Source organism: Streptomyces sp. SS8 (assembly GCF_054072955.1).
Genome location: NZ_JBSVCZ010000015.1, coordinates 94,579 through 108,080, shown reverse-complemented (window position 1 = coordinate 108,080; position 13,502 = coordinate 94,579). Strand labels below are relative to the sequence as shown.

At 72.7% G+C, this 13,502-nt stretch carries 12 protein-coding genes and 1 pseudogene; 8 read left to right on the top strand and 5 right to left on the bottom strand.

The features are described from left to right. The first annotated feature begins 60 nt into the window (after nucleotides 1-60). Nucleotides 61-615 carry a YcxB family protein gene (locus tag ACW69E_RS16395; protein WP_457498986.1) on the top strand — a complete coding sequence of 185 codons (555 nt, stop codon included), beginning with the start codon at nucleotides 61-63 and terminating at the stop codon, nucleotides 613-615. Between the two features lie 206 nt (nucleotides 616-821). On the opposite strand, the gene ACW69E_RS16390 is transcribed toward ACW69E_RS16395, so the two are convergent. Further along, the gene (locus ACW69E_RS16390; protein WP_457498985.1) at nucleotides 822-1,034 is read right to left on the bottom strand and encodes a DUF397 domain-containing protein; all 213 of its coding nucleotides are present in this window, start codon (nucleotides 1,032-1,034) and stop codon (nucleotides 822-824) included. Further along, nucleotides 1,031-1,873 carry a helix-turn-helix domain-containing protein gene (locus tag ACW69E_RS16385; RefSeq protein WP_457498984.1) on the bottom strand — a complete coding sequence of 281 codons (843 nt, stop codon included), beginning with the start codon at nucleotides 1,871-1,873 and terminating at the stop codon, nucleotides 1,031-1,033. Before ACW69E_RS16385 ends, ACW69E_RS16390 begins: the two co-directional genes overlap by 4 nt. Before the next feature lie 362 nt (nucleotides 1,874-2,235). On the opposite strand from ACW69E_RS16385, the gene ACW69E_RS16380 reads away from it, so the two are divergent. After that, nucleotides 2,236-4,002: a pentapeptide repeat-containing protein gene (locus ACW69E_RS16380; protein ID WP_457498983.1), complete on the top strand. Its 1,767-nt coding sequence runs from the start codon at nucleotides 2,236-2,238 to the stop codon at nucleotides 4,000-4,002. Between the two features lie 410 nt (nucleotides 4,003-4,412). Then, nucleotides 4,413-4,784 (top strand): annotated as a pseudogene (locus tag ACW69E_RS16375) (VOC family protein); the annotation flags it as partial. 84 nt (nucleotides 4,785-4,868) lie between these two features. Here the strand turns inward: ACW69E_RS16375 and ACW69E_RS16370 are convergent. Then, nucleotides 4,869-5,435, bottom strand: coding sequence for a GNAT family N-acetyltransferase (locus tag ACW69E_RS16370; RefSeq protein ID WP_457498982.1), 567 nt, complete (start codon nucleotides 5,433-5,435; stop codon nucleotides 4,869-4,871). Nucleotides 5,436-5,573: 138 nt separating this feature from the next. Here ACW69E_RS16370 and ACW69E_RS16365 point away from each other — a divergent pair, with 138 nt between their 5' ends. Continuing rightward, nucleotides 5,574-6,542, top strand: coding sequence for an EamA family transporter (locus ACW69E_RS16365; protein ID WP_457498981.1), 969 nt, complete (start codon nucleotides 5,574-5,576; stop codon nucleotides 6,540-6,542). Nucleotides 6,543-6,866: 324 nt separating this feature from the next. On the opposite strand, the gene ACW69E_RS16360 is transcribed toward ACW69E_RS16365, so the two are convergent. Both ACW69E_RS16360 and ACW69E_RS16355 read right to left on the bottom strand, forming a co-directional pair. Then, on the bottom strand, nucleotides 6,867-8,000 hold the full coding sequence (locus ACW69E_RS16360) for a hypothetical protein (protein ID WP_457498980.1): 1,134 nt from the start codon (nucleotides 7,998-8,000) through the stop codon (nucleotides 6,867-6,869). 69 nt (nucleotides 8,001-8,069) lie between these two features. Beyond that, nucleotides 8,070-9,248, bottom strand: a complete 1,179-nt coding sequence (locus ACW69E_RS16355; RefSeq protein WP_457498979.1) for a Cmx/CmrA family chloramphenicol efflux MFS transporter — start codon at nucleotides 9,246-9,248, stop codon at nucleotides 8,070-8,072. A 326-nt stretch (nucleotides 9,249-9,574) separates the two neighbouring features. Between ACW69E_RS16355 and ACW69E_RS16350 the strand changes: the two genes are divergently transcribed. The 4 genes from ACW69E_RS16350 to ACW69E_RS16335 all read left to right on the top strand — a co-directional run bounded on the left by ACW69E_RS16350 (nucleotide 9,575) and on the right by ACW69E_RS16335 (nucleotide 13,490). Then, on the top strand, nucleotides 9,575-9,790 hold the full coding sequence (locus ACW69E_RS16350) for an e9imm peptide (RefSeq protein WP_457498978.1): 216 nt from the start codon (nucleotides 9,575-9,577) through the stop codon (nucleotides 9,788-9,790). 288 nt (nucleotides 9,791-10,078) lie between these two features. Continuing rightward, nucleotides 10,079-11,056, top strand: coding sequence for an alpha/beta hydrolase (locus tag ACW69E_RS16345; protein WP_457498977.1), 978 nt, complete (start codon nucleotides 10,079-10,081; stop codon nucleotides 11,054-11,056). After that, nucleotides 11,053-12,264, top strand: a complete 1,212-nt coding sequence (locus tag ACW69E_RS16340; protein WP_457498976.1) for an acyltransferase family protein — start codon at nucleotides 11,053-11,055, stop codon at nucleotides 12,262-12,264. The genes ACW69E_RS16345 and ACW69E_RS16340 overlap by 4 nt, the downstream gene beginning before the upstream one ends. A 140-nt stretch (nucleotides 12,265-12,404) precedes the next feature. Continuing rightward, nucleotides 12,405-13,490 (top strand): fatty acid desaturase family protein, encoded by a 1,086-nt coding sequence (locus ACW69E_RS16335; RefSeq protein WP_457498975.1) that lies wholly within the window; start codon nucleotides 12,405-12,407, stop codon nucleotides 13,488-13,490. Nucleotides 13,491-13,502 lie beyond the last annotated feature (12 nt).

The window sequence follows — 13,502 nt, the reverse complement described above, 5'->3', positions numbered from 1 at the left end:
GACGCACGGAGCCGGGGCCCTGGTAAAGGCGGTCCGCCGGGCGCCGATACGATCCGCTTCGTGGAGGACGAGGAGCGGGAGGCGGCACCGGTGTCGGCCGGTGTCGAGCTGGCCTATCTGCCGACGCGGGCCGACATGGCCGAGGCCCTGCGCGCACGGTCCGGCTCCTCCGCGCACTGGTGGCGTCCTCCACTGATCGCCGGGCTGATCACGGCGGCCGTTCTTGTGGCCCTCCTGGCGATCTCGGCGCCCAAGGGGGTGACCGTGCTGGTGGCCGTAGCCCTGTGCCCGGTTCTGGGGAGTCTCGTGGGCGGGTGGGTGAACGAGCTGCACCGGGTGCGGCAGATGACCAGGTACGCGCGTTCCCAGGGCGAGTACACCATGCGGGCGGACGACAACGGCGTACACGCCGCCACGGCACTCGTGGAGACCACGATCCCGTGGGCGTCGTTCCGCCACTACATCGAGACGGCGAACCTCTTCGTACTGGTCGTCGACGACACGGTGGGCGGAATGGCCCTGCTGCCGAAGCGCGGACTGCGCGGCGGGGCGAACATCGACGGGGTCCGGGCGGTCGTGGCGCGGCACCTCGAACCGCTTCCGTCCAGCGTCTGACCGGGCGGCGAAATCCCGCGGAGGGCGACACCGGCCGGTCGGGGTCACCGCCCTGAAGCGACGGACACACGTCGGCGGCCCATGGCCGAATGCCCCGACGGTCGCCATCGGGGTGGCCGTGACCGGTGATCGTAGAGGAGACGGCATTGCTGTGCCCTGTGTTTCCAGGGGAGTTGGGAACACAGGGCACAGGCGCGACGTGAACGTCAGGCGTGCGAGCGGGACGCCAGGCCGAGGAAGGACGCCCAGGCGTCCGGGCCGACCGCCAGACCGGGCCGGGCGGTGTCCTTGGAGTCCCGTACGCGGACGGTCCCGGGACGGGTGGCGACCTCCACGCAATCGCCGCCCTCACCACTGCTGTAGCTGCTCTTGAACCAAGCCGGTTCCGCCGTGCTCGGCTTCGACTCTCGATCCCTCATGTCTCTCCCAGCAACCTCTCGATGAAGGCCATCGACTCACTCGGAGTGAGCGCCTGAGCACGGATGATCCCATACTGCGCTTCGAGTTCCCGGACAGACTTCCGCTCCGTGTAGAGGGTGCTGCTCTTCTGTACCTCGGCATAAGCGATGCGTCGTCCCTCACTGGTCTCGATCAGTTTGAACGGACCAGCGAGACCAGCGTGTTCCTCACGATTCGTCGGCATCACCTGTACATCCACGTTCCGCTTCTGCCCGACCTGGAGGATCCGCTCCAACTGGCCTCGCATGACGCAGGTGCCACCGATAGGCCGCCGCAGCACCACCTCTTCCATGACATAACTCATCAGTGACACAGAGCCCTTGGTGAAGACCTCCTGTCGAAGCATGCGAGCCGCCAGACGCCGTTCGATCGTCTCGTCGTCCAGCGCAGGCCGGTGCATCTCGAAGACGCACCGCGCGTAGTCCTCCGTCTGCAACAGGCCGTTGACCACCTGCGAGTCATAAGCGTGCAGCTCGACGGCTTCCCGTTCCAGCGTCGCCGCCCCCTGGAAGAACAGGGGATAACGGGCCTTGCGGATCTCCTCCTTCATCTCCTTGAGGACTTCGCTCGCGTCCAGCATCTCGTCGGCCTTGTCGATGAAGTGGTCCGACGGGATGCGCCGCCCCTGTTCGATCGAGGCGATCGTCGCGGGCGAGTAGCCCGTCACCAGACCGAGTTCCTCACGGTTCATGCCCAGGCGCATCCGGAACCGCTTCACCTGGCGGCCGAACACGTACAGCACCCCCGTGCCGCGTTCGAACTCGAGCTGTGCGTCGTCGTCCGTCCCGACTTCGGTCATACCGTCCCCTTCCGTCACCGGGCGCAACGCGGCTCCGCCGCGTCACGACACGGCGCGGAGCGCGTACAACGGCCGCCGGAACGCGTACAGCCTGCCCCCGTAGGCACTCCCCCGGCCGTCAACGCGGGCAGACGAGAAGCGGCATGCCTCATCAAAACGGCAAACACTCCCACATATGCCCTCTTCCCACAGAGGCGCTCGAAGGGTCATGCTCTCTGCCGCTCACACGTCGGATCGCACGGAGGGTTACGGCAAGCGCGCGACTCGCCCCGGACCTCCCCTCAGCACGCAACGAGAATTCAGTGCGCGGCCTCGGAAACGGAACGGGCAACTGTCCGCCCCCGCCCGATCGTCCTTCGGGCATGACACACCCGAGCCCCGCACCGCCCCCGTATCTGCCCGGCTGGCCACACTGCGGCCACGGCGCCGCCACCGGCGATCCGATCGGTTGCCGCGGTATCCGCGTCACCGGACACACCGCCTGCCTGGCCCACCTGGATGAGGCCGACCGCGCCGCCTACCTCGCCGGCCTGTCCCCCGGCACCGAACTCGACCACAGCGGCACCCCCTTCACCACAGACCTGCTGTCTCGGCTCCTAGGAGCCTTACATGACCCTGCTACCGGATGGCCCCGTCTCGGCGCTGCCCGGTTCGACCAGGCGATCTTCATCGGCATCGCCTGGTTCGCCGGGGCATCCTTCGCAGGCCACGCCTCGTTCAACAAGGCGACCTTCACCGACGTTGCCCAGTTCAACGGGGCATCCTTCGCAGGCCACGCCTCGTTCGACGAGGCGACTTTCACCGACATGGCCCAGTTCAACATGACGTCCTTCGCAGGCCATGCCTGGTTCGGCGAGGCGACCTTCGCAGGCCATGCCTGGTTCGGCGAGGCGACCTTCGCAGGCCATGCCTGGTTCGGCGAGGCGACCTTTGCCGGCGACACCTGGTTCGGTGGGGCGTCCTTCTCAGGCAACGTCTGGTTCAACGAGGCACGATTCGAGACAGCAGCGCAATTGGGGCCACTGGTGTGCGGCGGCATGGTGGAACTGGGTGGCGCGGTGTTCGGAGCGCCGGTGGCAGTGGAGATCGCTGCGGAAAGGCTGTCGCTATGGCGGACGCGATGGGCGTCGACGGCCGCACTGCGGCTGCGCTACGCCAAGGTGGACCTGACCGGGGCGGTGCTGGAGCATCCACTCACCCTGGCAGTCGAACCGGCGCCCTTCACCATCCCACTGAGTTCTCCTTTGTCCGAGGAGGTGCTGACGAGCCGGGACGCGGGCGTGCGGGTGGTAGCGCTTGGCGGGGTGGACGCCGCGCACCTGACGCTGACAGATGCAGATCTGTCCGAATGCCGGTTCGCCGGCGCGGTCCACCTGGACCAGCTCCGCGTCGGCGGCCGCGCCGACTTCGCCCGGCCGCCGGCCGGATGGCACCGCCGCGGCCTGGTGCCGGCGCGCTGGTCGCGCCGCCAGACCCTGGCCGAGGAACATCACTGGCGTGCCGCCACCGCGCGCCGAGCCACCCCTGCAGAGGCCACCCGAGGGTGGCAGCCGGGGCCGCACCATCCCGACGCGCAGTACCCCCCCGGACCCCGGACGGTGGCCACGCTGTACCGGGCGCTGCGCAAGGCGTTCGAGGACGGCAAGGACGAACCTGGAGCGGCCGACTTCTACTACGGCGAGATGGAGATGCGTCGCCATGACACCACCCGGCCGTGGGGCGAGCGGGCGCTGCTGGCCGCCTACTGGGCCGTCTCCGGGTACGGGCTGCGCGCGGCCCGCGCCCTGACCTGGCTGGGGGCGACGATGCTGGTCACCGTCGTGCTGCTGATGGGCTTCGGGATCCCCGAGGACTCCCCGAAGCAGGAGGCGACCGGCACGGTGCCGCCCGGCGGCGGCACGGTCGCCCTCACCATCGGCAAGGCCGACCCGCAGAACCCCACCGGGGACAGGTTCACCGGCGAGCGCTTCGAGAAGGCGCTGAACGTCACGCTCAACTCGGTGGTGTTCCGCTCCTCCGGACAGGACCTGACCACCGCCGGTACCTACACCGAGATGGCCTCCCGCCTCGTCGAGCCCGTCCTGCTGGGCCTGGCGGTCCTGGCCGTCCGCAACCGCGTCAAGCGGTGACTCGAAAGCACGGCTGCGACTCGTGACGTCGGCCGGGAACGGAGCTGTACCCGGTGCCCCCTCGTGTTCGCCGCGGCGGCAGGACGATCCCCTGGGCCCCGCACGGAGCGGCCCGCCACGGGCCCCGGCTGCCCCTGGCGACCCGACGCCTCTCTCACCTTCGACGACCAGTGCGTGCTCACGGCCCTGCCCAGCGGAGCGTCCTTCGTCTTCCGGGGTTCCCAAGGCGCGGAACCGCTCCTGAACGTCATGGGGCTACCGGGCGGCTTCCACGTCTGCCCGGTTCCGGACCGCCGGGCGACGCCCTGACGAGTGCCCTCGGAGCTGAGCGCTTCGGCCGGTGCGCGGGTCGGCCCCCGACCGGCGAGAACGCGGGTGCCGTCGCGGAGCGTGTGCGTAGGATCGCCGGCATGGCGCTGCGTCCCGTACAGGTGAACATCAAGGCTCTCGACGCCCCGGCGGTCGGCCGGTTCTGGGCGGAGGCCCTCGGCTGGCAGGCCTACAGCCCTGGCGCGACCACCTACGTCGGGCCCTCGGGCGGCATCGTCTGGCCGGACCCGGTCGCCGTCGGCATCGACGTCGTTCCCGTATCCGAGCCCAGGACGGCGGCGAAGAACCGTGTGCACCTCGACCTCGCCACCACCTCCGAGGCCCACCAGGCGAAGCTGGTCGCACGCCTCGAAGCTCTCGGTGCGACGCCCGCCGACGTGGGCCAGGGCGATATGCCATGGAAGGTCCTGACCGACCCGGAGGGCAACGAGTTCTGCCTGCTCAAGGCCCGCCTCAGTCCGCTCTGACGTGCTCCGTCCACTCCCGCCCGGCATCCGGTGCCGGGCGGAGGCGTACCTCCGCGGACGCGGCCGTGCTCAGGCCGGGGCGGCGGGGCCGGGGGCCCGGCCGGTGGGCCGGTCGGCGCGGTAGACGTGGTGGGCGCGGCCGTCGGCCGGATTGTCCGGGTCCAGGTCGGCCGTACCGGCCCTGCGCAGCCCGGCCTTCTCCAGGGCCCGCCACGACGCGCGGTTGGCCGCGTTCACCGGGACGACGACGGCGGACGCGTCCGGGTGGCCGGTCCAGGTGGCCGCCACGACCGCCCGGATCACACGCGGCCCCAGACCCCGTCCCACCCGGGTGGGGTCGCCGATCAGGTAGTCGATCGTGACCGCCGAGCCGGGCAGCTCGACCTGGTCGGCCAGTTCCGCGCGGTAGTCGGGGTAGTCCGCGAAGCGGCACCGCTGCACCAGGGCGACCGGTGTGCCGTCCTCCATCACCAGCAGGTCCTCGGACGGCTCCTCGCCGCGCGCCGCCGGGCCGAAGTCCCGCGTGACCGCCTCGGCGGACGTGTCGTGGTGCCACCACCGCGCCACGTGCGGCCGCGCGAGCCACTCCCTCAGCAGCCCGAAGTCGTCCTCGGTCACCCGCCGCCACGTGAGCACTCTGCCTCCTCGTCGCGCTCGGTCCGCGCCGGCTGCGGCGATCCGCCGCGCCGGAGGTACACCACGGGATGATCCCGGATGCGGACGGCGGCGGGAAAACCATGTGACGCGTGGCGCCCGGTCACCGATACTCCGCGCGTGGCCACCCCGAACATCTCGAACACCCCGAGCACCTCGAACGCCGGCGGGACCGGAACCGGCGCGCCCGCGCCGTCCCCCCGGCCCCCGCTGACCGCTTCGGCCGGCCGCGTCTTCGACGCGGTCCCGCCGACGGTGCTGGTACTGCTCGGCATCGTCAGCGTCCAGGTGGGCGCGGCGCTGGCCAAGAACCTTTTCAGCGCGGCGGGCAGCTTCGGCACGGTCGCGCTGCGGCTGTTCTTCGCGGCGGCGGTGCTGATGCTGCTGTGGCGGCCGTCGCCGCGCATGAACCGCCGCGCGTGGACGGTGGTGCTCGGCTACGGCGCGGTCCTGGGCCTGATGAACCTGTGTTTCTACCTGGCGCTGGACCGGATCCCGCTGGGGATCGCGGTGACCATCGAGTTCCTCGGGCCGCTGGGTGTGGCCCTGGCCGGGGCGAGGCGGTGGCTGGACGCCTTCTGGGCCGTGCTCGCAGGAGGCGGCGTGGTGCTGCTGATGGAGGGACGCGGTGAACTCGACCTCGTCGGCTGCCTGTTCGCGCTGGCCGCGGGGGTGTGCTGGGGGCTGTACATCCTGCTCGGCGCGGCACTGGGCCGCCACACCTCCGAAGGGAGCGGGCTGGCTCTGGGAATGGCCGTCGCGGCGCTGATGGCCGTGCCGCTCGGCGTGGCCGACAGCGGAACGGAGCTGCTCCAGCCGTGGGTCCTGGCCGCGGGCCTCGGGGTGGCGCTGCTGTCGTCGGTGGTCCCGTACTCGCTGGACCTGGAGGCGCTGCGCAGGATGCCGCCGCGTGTGTTCGGCATCCTGATGAGCCTGGAGCCGGCGGTGGCGGCCCTCATCGGCCTGGTGGTGCTGCGGGAGTCGCTGTACTGGTCGCAGTGGGCCGCGGTGCTGTGCGTGGTGGTCGCGTCGGCGGGCGCCACCCGCGCCACCCGCGCCTCCGGCCCGGACACCCGCCCGGACTCCTGACCGCCGGCAACCGGCCGGCGCCCGCACCGGTCCGCGGTGCCCCCGCGAACCGCTTCCCGTCCACGCCGCTCCCGCTGGAAGGGCCGCTGTGATCCTCCTCGTACCGGTGGTACTCCTCGCCGCCGTCGCACTGGTCCTCTTCTGTCTGATCCGGTGCGCCGGAGTCGTCCTCCCGGGGAGCAGGCACTGGTCCGGGAGACGGCGGCGGCGTCGGCCTGCACCATCGTGCTGACCGGGATCGTGCTGGCCTCCCGGAACCCGCGTGCGCGTACCTCCGTCGGAGGGCGCCGCCGATTGCGAGCCGGTCGCAGCCGGTCGTCCCGGTCAGCACCGCCACGCCCATCGCCCTCTTCGGCAGGCTGCCGCGGAAACTGCCCGATACGGCGTCAGAACGGGGGGGGCGTACGGGCGGCTGCTCACGCGGTCGTAGATCTCGCGCAGCCACGGCAGGCGGACGGCGGGCAGCCGTGCGAGCCGGTGGAGGAACACACCCGGGTCGGGCCGGAACGGCCGCCACGGACGCATCGGCGGCGGATCGTCGCGGAGGACGCCGCCGGGCAGTCCGCCGGTCACCGGAAGCGGCGACCGTTCGCTGTGGAAGGCCAGGCGCGCCCACACACCGGCGGTCAGCGGCACGGCCGGCGGGCTCTGCGCGCCGCCCGGCGGCCGCCATACCCGCCCCGTCCGCGGATGCCGTGGGACCAGCGCGATGTCGGGGCCGGGACCGCGGGCGGTCAGGCCGGGCCCGGCCAGGCCCGCTCTGCGGGCCGGTGGCCCGGGCGGGAGCAGCGCGTCCAGCACGCGGCCGAACGTCTCCGCCGCGAGGCCGTCGGGGACGGCCACGGGCTCACCCGCCGAAGCGGCCAGCAGACGGGCCAGCGCATCCCCCACCGCCGCCTCCCACAGCGGGCTCCACGCCCCGGTCTGCTCGACGGGCGGTACACCCTGCCACGCCCCGGCCGGCTCCTCACGGCCGACCGCCCGGGGGCGGGGGCCGTCGGCGTGCAGACGGTGCACGGCGCCGGGTTCGAGCCACACCGCCTGCCAGAGCGAGCAGTCGTCGATGCGGGTCGCCACCGGCTCCCCGCACCCTGTGCACGCCAGATTCGGGCCGTCCCGTCCGTCCAGCCCCGTGCAGTAGCCGTCGCACCGCTCCGGGATCACGGTGGTGCGGCGGATGTCGCCCGGCGCGACGACGATCGCCCCCGGCGTCCCGAAGGACAGGGCGGGGACCGGCGCGAACACCCCGCGCGCCTCGGCCTCCTGCGGCCCGATCCCGCTCCACGGCCGCCACGGCGGCCCGGAGGGCTCCGGGTCGACCGCGTACGTTCCCGGCTCCATCAGCGGAGGGAGCAGTTCGTGCCCGTACCTGTGGTGGGCGTGGACGGGGAGCGCGATCCGCGACACGGGGGCGGTCAGTACGGCGCCGCACCCACGGCAGGCGAACACCTCGGCCATCCGCGCCTCCCCCCACCGTCGACCGGTCGGATTATCCGGGTCCGGCGGACCGGCGGCCAAACTCCTTCCTCACCGGGCCGCTTCGGTGCTTCGGACGGGCGCGGCCGCGGCCCGTGCGGGGAGGGCGATGAGCAGTGCGGCCGCGACCAGGGTCCCGCTCGCCCACAGCGGTCCGAGGACCCCGGCGGCGGTGGTGAGGGTGGCCGCGGCGATCAGGGGGCCGGCGACGGCGCCGGTGTTGAGGGCGGCGGTGGCGTACGCCCCCGCCAGGGTGGGGGCCGCGGCGGCCTCGTACAGGACCCGGGTGATCAAGGTGGCGCCCAGCGCGAACGACAGCGCGCCCTGCACGAACACCAGGGCGAGCAGTACGGCCGGCCGCTCGGCCAGCAGCGCCAGGGCCGGCCAGCCGAGCAGCAGCAGTGGGCCGCCGACGGCGAGGACCGGGCCGGGGTGCCGGTCGGCCAGCCGTCCGGCGACGGTGACCCCGGCGAAGGAACCGGCGCCGAAGAGCATCAGGGCGAGGGGGACCCACCACGCGCCCAGCCCGGCGGGGCCGGTCACCACCGGGGCGAGAAAGGTGAAGCCGGCGAACGTGGCGGCGTTGACCAGCGCGCCCAGCAGCATCGCCCGCAGCAGCGGCACCCTGGTGAGCTGGGCGAACTCCGCACGCAGGGCCGGCCCGCCGGCCGCTTCTTCCCGCCCGCGTCCGGCCGGGACGCCCGTGAGGACGCCGAGGGCCGCGGGCAGGCAGAGCACGGCGACGGCCCAGAACGCGGCCCGCCAACCCAGCAGCGTGCCCAGCGCCGATCCGCCGGGGACGCCGGCGATCGTGGCCAGCGTGGTGCCGGACAGCAGCACGGCCAGCGCACGCCCCTTCCGCTCGGGCGGGACGAGTGCGGCGGCGGCCGTCAGGGCGACGGCCAGGAACCCGGCGTTCGCCAGCGCGGCGACGACCCGGGTGGCGAACAGCACCGGGAAGCTGGAGGTGACGGCGCCCACAGCGTGGGCCGCCGCGAAGGTCAGGGTGAACCCGAGCAGGGCGGCGCGTCGGGGCCAGGCGCGGGCCAGGGCGGCCATCACAGGGGCGCCGGCGGCCATGCCGACCGCGAAGGCCGAGGTGAGCGTGCCTGCCGCTCCGACCGTGACACCGAGGTCGGCGGCGAGATCCGGCAGGAGGCCGGCGAGCATGAATTCGGATGTGCCCATGGCGAAGACGGCCAGGGCGAGCAGATAGAGCGCGAGAGGCATCGAGTGGCTCCGGGGTGAGGAGAGGCACGAGAGAAGGTCATCTCGTCACCGCGGCCGACCCCCGGGGCACGCTCGCCCGGCCGCGGAACACGGCGGGACGGCGGAGAGCTACGGGCTCAGTGGTGCAGGGGGCTGACGGCGTGACCGAAAGCCCCCACCCTGTCCGACTCAGGACTCGACATGGCCCACACGTTACCCGGCCGGCGCCCGCCGGAGCACCCCGGTTTCACCGGCACCCACCGGCCCGGCCCGTGCCACCGACGCCATGACCCCCGATACCCGGTCGCGGAGGAACACGGTCTGATGGACATGTGGACATGGAAGGAATGAGCCGGACGGAAGCCGTCGCGCTCGTGCAGCGGATCATCGACATGGACTACGCCGACGACGGGGAGTTGGACGACTGGCTGGAGCGGCTCGACCAGGCCCTGGTGTGCCCGGCAGGGCATGTCGGCGGCCCGGTCTTCCACTCCGAAGCGCCTGAACCGTCGGCGGAGGAAGTAGTCGGCCGGGCTCTCGCCTACGACCCGATCGCCCTGTGAGTGCCGGTGTCCGATTCCGTGCCCGGACGACGGAGCCGCCGTGGTGTCGAGGACCCGGGTGGCCGGTCAGGCGGGCGCCGGACTCCGCTCTCACGGCGCAAGGTCGGTCGGCATCGCGCCCGCCCGGGTCCCGCCCCCGATGTCCACCGCGATCGGCGGAACAACGGCCGCTGACCCACCCCCTACCCGGGTATCACCGCCGACTTGGCTCTCCGGGGTGACGCCCCGCCCCCCGTCGTCTTCCTACCTTCCCGCCGTCACCACGGACGAGACGAAGGAGATGGACGGATGCGCCGCTTCAGGAAGACTCTGGTCACCGCCCTGCTGACCACTCTGCTGGCCGGCGGCACGGCGGGCCCGGCCTCGGCGAGCACCCAGAGACCGCCGAGCGGTCCGCTCCCCGGCACCGCCGCCTGGCTGGCGGACGACCTCTCGGGCAAGGAGCCACCGGACCCCGCCACGGCCGGCCCCCGGGAGGTGGCGGCATTCTTCGCCGGTCTGACCGACGCTCAGCAGCGCGGACTCGTCAGAGACCACCCCGCCGTGGTGGGCAACCTCGACGGGGTCCCCGTAAGCCTCCGTTACGAGGCCAACGCCCTCGCGGGTGATCAGGTCCTGGCGTACGACCCGCGCGGCCGCGGTCTGATCGCGCAGGTCGCGGGCGACCTGGAGAACGCCGCCCACATCGCGGTGATCGTCCCCGGCTCGGACACCGACCTCGCCACGTTCGCCGCCACGGCGCAGCAGGCCGCCGACCTCCAGAAGGAGGCGGGCGACGACACGGCCGTCATCGCCTGGGCCGGCTACACCACCCCCTCCGGTATCGGCCTGGACCTGGCGACGGGCCGACTCGCCGAGACCGGTGCCGAGCGCCTCGCCCGTTTCATCGACGGCCTGGACGCGGTGGGCCTCCCCGCCCCCTCCCTCTTCTGCCACAGCTACGGCTCGGTGGTCTGCGGCCTCGCCGCCTCCGACACCGGTGCGAGCGACATCGTCGTCATGGGCTCGCCCGGCATGCGCGCCGACGACGTGACCGCGCTCGGCACCGGTGCCCGTGTCTGGGCGGCGAAGTCCCCGAAGGACTGGATCAATCGTGTCCCCAACGTCGAGGTCCTGGGCCTGGGCCACGGCGCGGACCCCACCTCGCCCCGCTTCGGCGCGACCGTCCTGCCCGCCGACGACGTCCCGTCACACGACGGGTACCTCACCCCAGGCACCTCCACTCTGACCGCGTTCGCGGCGATCGCCCGCGGAGGCCTGCGGTGAAGGTCCCCACGAAGCTCGCGAGGCTCACCGCCGGGATCGACGGCCAGACCCCCGCCCATCGCGACCGCGCCGTCGACGGCCTGCGTGCGCTGGCGCTCCTGGCCGTCCCGGCCGGGCACTGGCTGCTGGGCGGCTTCACGCTCGACGGCGGCGGCGGTCTGCGCAACGCCAGCCCGCTGTCCGCGTTCGGCTCACTGGCCCCGGCAAGCTGGATCCTCCAGATGCTGGGCGTCTTCTTCCTGGTCGGCGGCTACTCCTCGTACCTGTCCTTCCACCGCCGCACAGGCTCGGCCGGCCAGTGGACCGCCGGCCGCCTCATGCGACTGGGCCGCCCGGTCCTCGGCGTCACCGCCGTGTGGGCGCTGCTCCTGCCGGCCCTGCACTACGGCCTCGGCATTCCGACCGCCACGCTGCGCACCGCGTCGACCCTGGTCGTCCAGCCCCTGTGGTTCGTCGGCGTCTACGCCGTGATCACCGCCCTCACCCCCTACTGCGTCCGGGCATCGCGGCGTCTGGGCTTCTGGGCCGCGGCCCCGCTGCTCGGCTGCGTCGCGGTGGTCGACTTCCTCCGCTACGGGCCTTACGCGGACGCCGTGCCGCCCTGGCTGAGTCTGCTCAACCTGCTCCCGGGCTGGATGTTCGCCTACCAGCTGGGCGTCTCCTGGGCGGACAGGCGGCTGGGCCGGCGCGAGGCGTGGCTGCTGCTCGCGGGCGGCACGGCCCTGTTCGCCACCCTGTTGCTCGCCTTCCACTACCCGGCGTCGATGGTGGGCGTGCCCGGCCGGTCCCGCACCAACTCCCATCCGCCGTCCCTGCTGGTCCTGGCGCTGGCGGCCCTCCAGTGCGGTGCGGCGATCGTGCTGCGCGACCGGCTGGCCCGGTTGCTCCGGCGCCCCGCCCTGTGGGGCCCGGTGGTGATCGTCAACCTGTCGGCGATGACGATCCTGTGCTGGCACCAGACGGCGATGCTCGCCGCCGCGGTCCCCGCCTCGTACTTCGGTGAGGTCCCCGGTCTGACCACCGCGCCGGACACGGTCGGATGGATCCTGGCGCGGCTGGCCTGGATGCCGCTCTTCGCGGGGCTGTTCGTGGCGATCGCGAGACTCGCCCGGCCACTGGAGGCCCCGTGGGACCGCGCCGGCACGGTCATGCGCGCTGCGGCGGGTGTGCTGGCGGCGGGCTTCTTCCACTTCGCTCTCGCGGCGTGAACGGCGTGTCCGTACCGCCGCATCACCGCGGACCGCGGCCGCCGCGTCCCGCCCCCTCCCCACCGGCTACGCCGAGCACCTCGGAGAGCCGGACGGAACCGAGCACCACGACACCATCCACCGAACACCGGAGCGCGACCATGCCCACACCCGGCACGCCCACAACCGGCGAAACCGCCCTGCCGCACCCCGCGAGGACCACCGCGAGACCGTCCCCACCGGAAACCGGCAGCGAGTTCACACCCCTGCTGCGCGACGTCAGGGGACAGGGGCTGCTCGACCGGCGCACCGGCTGGTACGCACGCACCGTGGTGGCCAACGCCCTCGGCCTGGCCGCCGTCGTCACCGGCATGGCGCTCACCGGCGGCTCCTGGTGGGTACTCGCCCTCGCCCCGGTCCTCGCCGTCCTGTGCGCCCGCACCGCGTTCATCGGCCACGACGCGGGCCACGCCCAGATCAGCGGCGACCGGGCCACCAACCGCCGGATCGGGCTCGTCCACGCCAACCTGCTGCTCGGTATGAGCTACGGCTGGTGGAACGACAAGCACAACCGCCACCACGCCAACCCCAACCACATCGACAAGGACCCCGACGTCGCCGCCGACGTCCTCGTCTTCACCCGCGGGCAGGCCGCCGCCCGCACTGGCTTCCGCGGCCGGCTCACCCGCCACCAGGCCTGGCTCTTCTTCCCGCTCACCCTCCTCGAGGGCATCGCTCTGAAGTTCTACGGCTTCCGGGACCTGCGCCGCCGGACCGGCCGCGAACGCCTGGTGGAAGGCGCGCTTCTGACCGCCCACACCGCCGGATACCTCACGGTGCTCCTGACGACCATGCCACCGGCGCGGGCGCTCGTCTTCGCCGCCCTCCACCAGGCCCTGTTCGGGCTGCACCTGGGCATGGCCTTCGCGCCCAACCACAAGGGGATGGACATGCCCGACCCCGGCGGCGAGAAGCGGGGCCACCTGCGACGCCAGGTCCTCACGTCCCGCAACGTCGAAGGCGGCGTCCTCACCGACTGGTTCCTCGGAGGCCTCAACTACCAGATAGAGCACCACCTGTTCCCCGGCATGCCCCGCCCCCATCTGAGACTCGCCCGGCCCATGGTGAAGGCCCACTGCCGCGACCTCGGCCTCCCCTACACGGAGACCGGCCTCGTCGACTCCTACCGCCAGGTCCTGCGCCACCTGCACGAGGTGGGAGAGCCGCTCCGTGCCGATATCGGATGAGCCTGTGCCGCT

What these genes read in the sequence shown, in the direction of transcription:
- ACW69E_RS16390 (WP_457498985.1), bottom strand. Translation starts at nt 1,034, where the DNA reads ATGAGGGATCGAGAGTCGAAGCCGAGCACGGCGGAACCGGCTTGGTTC.
- ACW69E_RS16385 (WP_457498984.1), bottom strand. Translation starts at nt 1,873, where the DNA reads ATGACCGAAGTCGGGACGGACGACGACGCACAGCTCGAGTTCGAACGC.
- ACW69E_RS16380 (WP_457498983.1), top strand. Translation starts at nt 2,236, where the DNA reads ATGACACACCCGAGCCCCGCACCGCCCCCGTATCTGCCCGGCTGGCCA.
- ACW69E_RS16360 (WP_457498980.1), bottom strand. Translation starts at nt 8,000, where the DNA reads ATGGCCGAGGTGTTCGCCTGCCGTGGGTGCGGCGCCGTACTGACCGCC.
- ACW69E_RS16355 (WP_457498979.1), bottom strand. Translation starts at nt 9,248, where the DNA reads ATGCCTCTCGCGCTCTATCTGCTCGCCCTGGCCGTCTTCGCCATGGGC.
- ACW69E_RS16350 (WP_457498978.1), top strand. Translation starts at nt 9,575, where the DNA reads ATGAGCCGGACGGAAGCCGTCGCGCTCGTGCAGCGGATCATCGACATG.
- ACW69E_RS16345 (WP_457498977.1), top strand. Translation starts at nt 10,079, where the DNA reads ATGCGCCGCTTCAGGAAGACTCTGGTCACCGCCCTGCTGACCACTCTG.
- ACW69E_RS16335 (WP_457498975.1), top strand. Translation starts at nt 12,405, where the DNA reads ATGCCCACACCCGGCACGCCCACAACCGGCGAAACCGCCCTGCCGCAC.